Source organism: Streptomyces lycii, assembly GCF_009735685.1.
GTDB lineage: Bacteria > Actinomycetota > Actinomycetes > Streptomycetales > Streptomycetaceae > Streptomyces > Streptomyces lycii.
Genome location: NZ_WHPN01000309.1, coordinates 1 through 5,857 on the forward strand (window position 1 = coordinate 1; position 5,857 = coordinate 5,857).

A 5,857-nucleotide genomic window follows, 5' to 3' on the forward strand; every position below is an offset into this window, starting at 1 on the left:
TGTACTGCCCAGGGACATTGGTCAACCTGGTGACGGGCGGTTTGCCGCCGGTTGCAGTGTGGGGGCGGTGGTGATTGTAGTGATGGAGCCAGGCCGGCAGGGCTTTGCGGCGGGCTGATTCGCTTGAGTAGAAGCGTCCGAGGGCCCAGCCGTCGGCCAGGGTGCGGTGGAAGCGCTCGACCTTGCCGTTCGTCTGTGGCCGGTAGGGCCGGGTCTTCTTCGGTGTGATGCCGAGTTCGGTGCAGGCCCGGTTCCAGTGCCGGGAGCGGTAGGCCGAGCCGTTGTCGGTCAGGACCCGCTCGATGGTCACGCCGCGGGCGGCGAACCAGGCCACCGCGCGGTGCAGGACATCGACTGCGGTGTCGGCTGTCTCGTCGTTGCGGATCTCGGCGTAGGCGACGCGGGAGTGGTCGTCGACGACGGTGTGGACGAATGCGGTTCCCAGCAGCGGGCCGCGGTACTTGTTGCGGGGCTTGTCTGGTGTTGCGGCACGGTTCCTGCGGCCCTGGACGCGTCCGACGTAGCGCCAGCCGCCGCCGTCGGGGACGTTGCCGAGCTTCTTGACGTCGATGTGGAGCATGGCGCCGGGATGCCCGTGTTCGTAGCGGCGCACCGGCTCGCCGGTGGCACGGTCGATGTGGGACAGCCGGTTGATCCGGCAGCGGGTCAGGACCGCGTGGACGGTCGAGGCGGGCATGCCCAGCCGTCCGGCAATCTGGACCGGTCCCAGTCGCTGCTTCCAGCGCAGGTGCACGATCTTGCGGACCTGCGGCTGAGTAGTTCGGGCCGGGCTGCGGTGAGGTCGTGAGGACCGGTCGGCCATCGCGGCCGGCCCGGATTCGGCGTAACGGTCGGCCCATCGCTTGGCGGTGGGCCAGGACACGTCGTAGCGCTCGGCCGCACGGGCGACCGGCCATCCCTCATCCACAATCAGACGCGCCAGGCGAAGACGGGCACGGGGCGTCAGAGCAGCGTTAGCGTGAGACACGAAGGCCTCCTGGTTGGCGGAGCGGTTCCTCGACAGCTCCACTCCACAACCGGGGGCCTTCGTCATCTCACAGATTCAGACCGTGTCGTCGCACAAACTCGACCAACCTGGCTGGGCAGTACAGCTAGCCCAGCGCCGACTTCACCGCGTCCGCGAGCCGTCCCGCGACGGAACCGGCCTGCTCGCTGTCCGCAGCCTCGACCATGACCCGCACCAGCGGCTCGGTGCCCGAGGGACGCAGCAGCACCCGCCCGGTGGCGCCCAGCTCGCGCTCGGCGTCGGCCACGGCGGCGGCCAGCTCGGCGGAGGACTCCACCCGGGACTTGTCGACGTCCCGCACGTTGACCAGGACCTGCGGCAACCGCTCCATCACGCCCGCCAGGTCCGCGAGGCTGCGGCCGGTGGCGGCGACCCGGGCCGCCAGCATCAGACCGGTGAGGGTGCCGTCGCCGGTGGTGGCGTGGTCGAGGATGATGACGTGGCCGGACTGCTCGCCGCCCAGGGCGTAACCCTGGTTCTTCATCTCCTCCAGGACGTACCGGTCGCCGACGGCGGTGCGGACCAGTTCGACGCCCTCGCGCTCCATGGCGAGCGTGAAGCCCAGGTTCGACATGACGGTGGCGACGACCGTGTTCTTCCGCAGGCCCTCCTGCTCGCGCAGGGCGAGGGCGAGCACCGCCAGGATCTGGTCGCCGTCGACCTCCTTGCCCTCCGCGTCCACGGCGAGGCAGCGGTCGGCGTCCCCGTCGTGCGCGATGCCGAGGTCCGCGCCGTGCTCGACCACGGCCTCTTTCAGCGGGCCGAGATGGGTGGAGCCGCAGCCGTCGTTGATGTTGAGGCCGTCGGGGTCGGCGCCGATGGTGATCACCTCGGCACCGGCCCGGGCGAACGCCTCCGGGGAGACCCGGGAGGCCGCGCCGTGCGCCTCGTCCAGGACGACCTTGAGACCGTCGAGCCGGTTCGGGAGGACACCGATGAGGTGCGCGACGTAGTTGTCGAAGCCCTCGTCGTACATGCGGACCCGGCCCACACCGGCTCCGGTCGGCCGGTCCCAGGGGGCGCCGGAGGCGTGGCCCGCGTAGACGGACTCGATCCGGTCCTCCAGTTCGTCCGCCAGCTTCTGGCCGCCGCGCGCGAAGAACTTGATGCCGTTGTCCGGCATCGGGTTGTGGCTGGCGGAGAGCATCACACCGAGGTCGGCGCCCAGCGCCCCGGTGAGATACGCCACCGCGGGGGTGGGCAGCACACCGACGCGCAGGACGTCCACGCCCGCGCTCGCGAGCCCCGCCACCACGGCGGACTCCAGGAACTCCCCGGACGCGCGCGGATCACGTCCCACCACAGCCGTCGGCCGATGGCCCTCGAACGCTCCCGCCTCGGCGAGCACATGCGCCGCCGCGACCGACAGTCCGAGCGCCAGCTCGGCCGTCAGATCCACGTTGGCGACACCGCGCACCCCGTCCGTGCCGAAGAGTCGTCCCACTGGTGTCCTCCGAATTTGCTCCGAGATTGAAAGCCTTTGGGCGTCTTGTGCCTGTTCTTCTGTATACGCCCCCGGCTGCCGATAGACGAACGCCCCGGCAGCACGGAGCGTGCCGCCGGGGCGATTCGTACTGACGCGCGAGGCGCTTAGCGCTTGCTGTACTGCGGCGCCTTACGGGCCTTCTTCAGACCCGCCTTCTTGCGCTCGACACCGCGGTCGTCACGGCTCAGGAAGCCGGCCTTCTTGAGCGGGCCGCGGTTGTTGTCCACGTCGGCCTCGTTCAGCGCGCGGGCGACACCCAGGCGCAGCGCGCCGGCCTGGCCGGAGACACCGCCGCCGCTGATGCGGGCGACGACGTCGTAACGGTCGTCGAGCTCGAGCACCTTGAAGGGCTCGTTGACTTCCTGCTGGTGCACCTTGTTGGGGAAGTAGTCCTCAAGGGTGCGACCGTTGATCTTCCACTTGCCGCTGCCGGGCACGATGCGGACACGGGCGATCGCGTTCTTGCGACGGCCCAGGCCGGCGGCGGGCTGCGGGTCCCCGAAGCGGGAGGCCAGCGACTCGCTGGTGTACTCCTCGACGGGGGTCTCCGGGGTCTCCGGGGTCTCGGAGGTCTCCACGACCTCGTCGACGACGGGGGTCTCTGCGGTGGTCTCGGCCACGATGCTCCTCAGCTTCTTTTCGTCTTAGGGGGTGGCCGGACTACTGCGCGACCTGGGTGATCTCGAACGGGACCGGCTGCTGAGCAGCGTGCGGGTGCTCGGAGCCCGCGTAGACCTTCAGCTTCGAGAGGACCTGGCGGCCCAGGGTGTTCTTGGGGATCATGCCCTTGACGGCCTTCTCGACGGCCTTCTCGGGGTTGTTGGTGAGCAGGTCCTCGTAGGAGACGGACCGCAGACCACCCGGGTAGCCCGAGTGGCGGTAGGCCATCTTCTGGGCCCGCTTGTTGCCGGAGAGGTGCACCTTGTCGGCGTTGATGATGATGACGAAGTCACCAGCGTCAACGTGCGGCGCGTACACCGGCTTGTGCTTACCCCGGAGGAGGGTGGCGGCCTGGGAGGCCAGGCGGCCGAGGACAACGTCGGTGGCGTCGATGACGTACCACTGACGCTGGACGTCGCCGGGCTTGGGGCTGTACGTACGCACGGTCGTTAGCCTTCGCTTCTTCAGTGAATGGGGTCGCCCCCGGCCCGGGGGCCGTGGGGACAGGTCCTGACAAGGCCACCCGGCGATCACGACAGCCCTGGCCGCACACGGGTGACGCATTCCCGTCTGCCTGCCGCTGGTCATCGGCCCGGTGGGCCTGCGTAAGGCCCCCTCACGTGAGATAGAGCAAGCCAATACGCATAACGAACCAGCAGAATACCGTTCCGCGTCCTGTCCGGTCAAAACGCCTCCGCGGCCTCCCCGAGCGCGGCGAGCCCGGCGGCCACGGCGGGATGGCCCGCGGTGCCGCGCCGCAGCCCGGCGACGATCCGCCGGACCGGCACCGGCTCCCCCGTGACCGGGACCCGGACCACCGCGTGCGCGGCCGGCAGCGGCACCATCCGGGGCACCAGGCAGACCCCGAGGCCCTCGGCGACCAGCGCCGACACCGCGAACCACTCCTTCGCCTCGTGCGCGACGCGCGGCGTGAACCCGGCCGCGGCGCACACGGCGGCCAGCAGGGTGAAGGTGTCGTTGTGGCGCCGCTTGACGATCCACGGCTCGGCCGCGGCCCCGGCGAGCGGCACCCCGCCGTCCGCGGCACCCGCCCGCGCCAGGCGGTGCCCCTCCGGTACGAGCAGGTCCTGCCGGTCGTCCAGCAGCGGACGCTGCTCGAACCGCGGATCGGTCACCGGCGGCACCCCGGCGCCCGGCAGGACGACCGCCACGTCCGTCTCCTCCGCGAGCAGCAGCCGGAAGCAGTCCCCGCTCTCCTCCTCCCGGATCTCCGTCCCGAGGCCCGGGTGCGCCCGGCGCAGCCGCGTCACGGCCGGGGCCACGAGGCCCGCGACCGCCGAGGACACGCCGCACAGGCGGAACGTGCCCGTGAGCCGCCCCGCGTCCGCGGCCAGCTCGGCCCGGGCCTCCTCCCACTGCGCGTGCAGCGTCTCGGCGTGCCGCAGCAGGATGTGCGCGGCCGGGGTGAGGCGGACCCGGCGGCCGTCGGGGCGGAGCAGTTCGACGCCGAGTTCGCGGGAAAGCTGGCGGAGCTGCTGGGAGACGGCGGACGACGTCAGATGCAGGGCGGCGGCGGTTTCCGTGACCGTGCCGTGCTCGGCGAGGGCGCGCAGCACGCGCAGGCGCCGCAGATCGATCACGAGACCGGCCCGCCCGGTCCGTGTCCGGCCTGTCGGGCAATCATGTAGCCCACCCTAAAGAATCACGGGCGGAATTTCTCGATGGACCTTCACGGTCCTCGCGGCTGACGCTGGAGCCATGACCGGACGCCCGACCGGGCCCGCCACGGAACGTGCCACCGGGCCCGCCACGGAACGTGCCACCGAACGCGCGACCGCATCGGTGACCGGACGCCTGGCCGGACGCCTGACCCGGCCGGTGACCGGGCTTCTGACCGGACGCCTGCCCCGGCCGGTGACCGGACGTCCGGCCGGGCGTCCGGCCGGCCCCGTGACCCGGCTGCCCCGTCCGGCTCCGTCCGTGCTCGTGTTGTGCAGCGTGCTCAGCGTGCAGTTCGGCCAGGCCGTGGGGAAGGGCATGTTCGGGACGGTCGGCCCGCTCGGGGTGGCCGCGCTGCGGCTCTCCCTGGCCGCAGCGCTGCTCCTGCTGGTCCACCGCCCCGCCCTGCCCCGCACCCGGCCGGACCTCGGCCTGGTGCTCGCCTTCGGCACCGCGATCGCCGGCATGAACCTCATCTATCCCGCCCTGCGCCATCTGCCGGTCGGGCCCGCGACGGCCCTTCAGCTCCTCGGGCCGCTCACCCTCGCGCTGCTCACCTCCCGGCGCGCCACCGACCTCGCCCTCGCCTGTCTGGCGGGGCTCGGCATCTGGCTGTTCCACAGCCCCGCCGGCACGCACGTCCCGGCCGCCGGCGTGCTGCTCGCGCTGGCCTCGGGCGCCTCCATGGCCGGCTATCTGCTGCTCAGCCGGCGGACCGGCGCGCGGAGCGGGGACGGCGCGCCACTGGCCCTCGCGCTCGGCTGGGCGGCGGTGCTGACCCTGCCGTTCGGGGCGGCGGAGAGCGGGACGGCGCTGTTCGCCCCGCGGGCGCTGCTCACCGGCGCGGTGGTCGCCGTGCTCTCGGCGGCGCTCCCCTACTCCCTCGAACTCGCCGCGCTGCGCCGCCTGCCGCCCCGGACCGTCGGTGTCCTGCAGAGCCTGGAACCGGCGAGCGCGGGCCTCGCGGGGACGGTCGTGCTCTCCGAACACCTCGCCGCCGCGCA

The 5,857-nt window shown here is 72.0% G+C and carries 6 protein-coding genes; 1 reads left to right on the top strand and 5 read right to left on the bottom strand.

What is annotated here, in order from left to right; all coding sequences use genetic code 11:
• From GCU69_RS18730 to GCU69_RS18750, 5 genes are all read right to left on the bottom strand, one after another.
• Nucleotides 1-988: IS481 family transposase (locus GCU69_RS18730; protein WP_107645004.1), on the bottom strand; the 988-nt coding region annotated here is incomplete at its 3' end.
• A 124-nt stretch (nt 989-1,112) separates the two neighbouring features.
• Nucleotides 1,113-2,471 (bottom strand): phosphoglucosamine mutase, encoded by a 1,359-nt coding sequence (gene glmM, locus GCU69_RS18735; protein WP_098753537.1) that lies wholly within the window; start codon nt 2,469-2,471, stop codon nt 1,113-1,115.
• A 146-nt stretch (nt 2,472-2,617) separates the two neighbouring features.
• The gene (gene rpsI, locus GCU69_RS18740) at nt 2,618-3,133 is read right to left on the bottom strand and encodes a 30S ribosomal protein S9 (RefSeq protein WP_098753536.1); all 516 of its coding nucleotides are present in this window, start codon (nt 3,131-3,133) and stop codon (nt 2,618-2,620) included.
• 40 nt (nt 3,134-3,173) lie between these two features.
• Nucleotides 3,174-3,617 (bottom strand): 50S ribosomal protein L13, encoded by a 444-nt coding sequence (gene rplM, locus GCU69_RS18745; protein WP_098753535.1) that lies wholly within the window; start codon nt 3,615-3,617, stop codon nt 3,174-3,176.
• Nucleotides 3,618-3,856: 239 nt separating this feature from the next.
• Nucleotides 3,857-4,774 carry a LysR family transcriptional regulator gene (locus tag GCU69_RS18750; protein WP_156206684.1) on the bottom strand — a complete coding sequence of 306 codons (918 nt, stop codon included), beginning with the start codon at nt 4,772-4,774 and terminating at the stop codon, nt 3,857-3,859.
• A 367-nt stretch (nt 4,775-5,141) separates the two neighbouring features.
• Here GCU69_RS18750 and GCU69_RS18755 point away from each other — a divergent pair.
• A partial coding sequence (locus GCU69_RS18755) for an EamA family transporter (RefSeq protein WP_235978559.1) occupies nt 5,142-5,857 on the top strand: 716 nt, incomplete at its 3' end.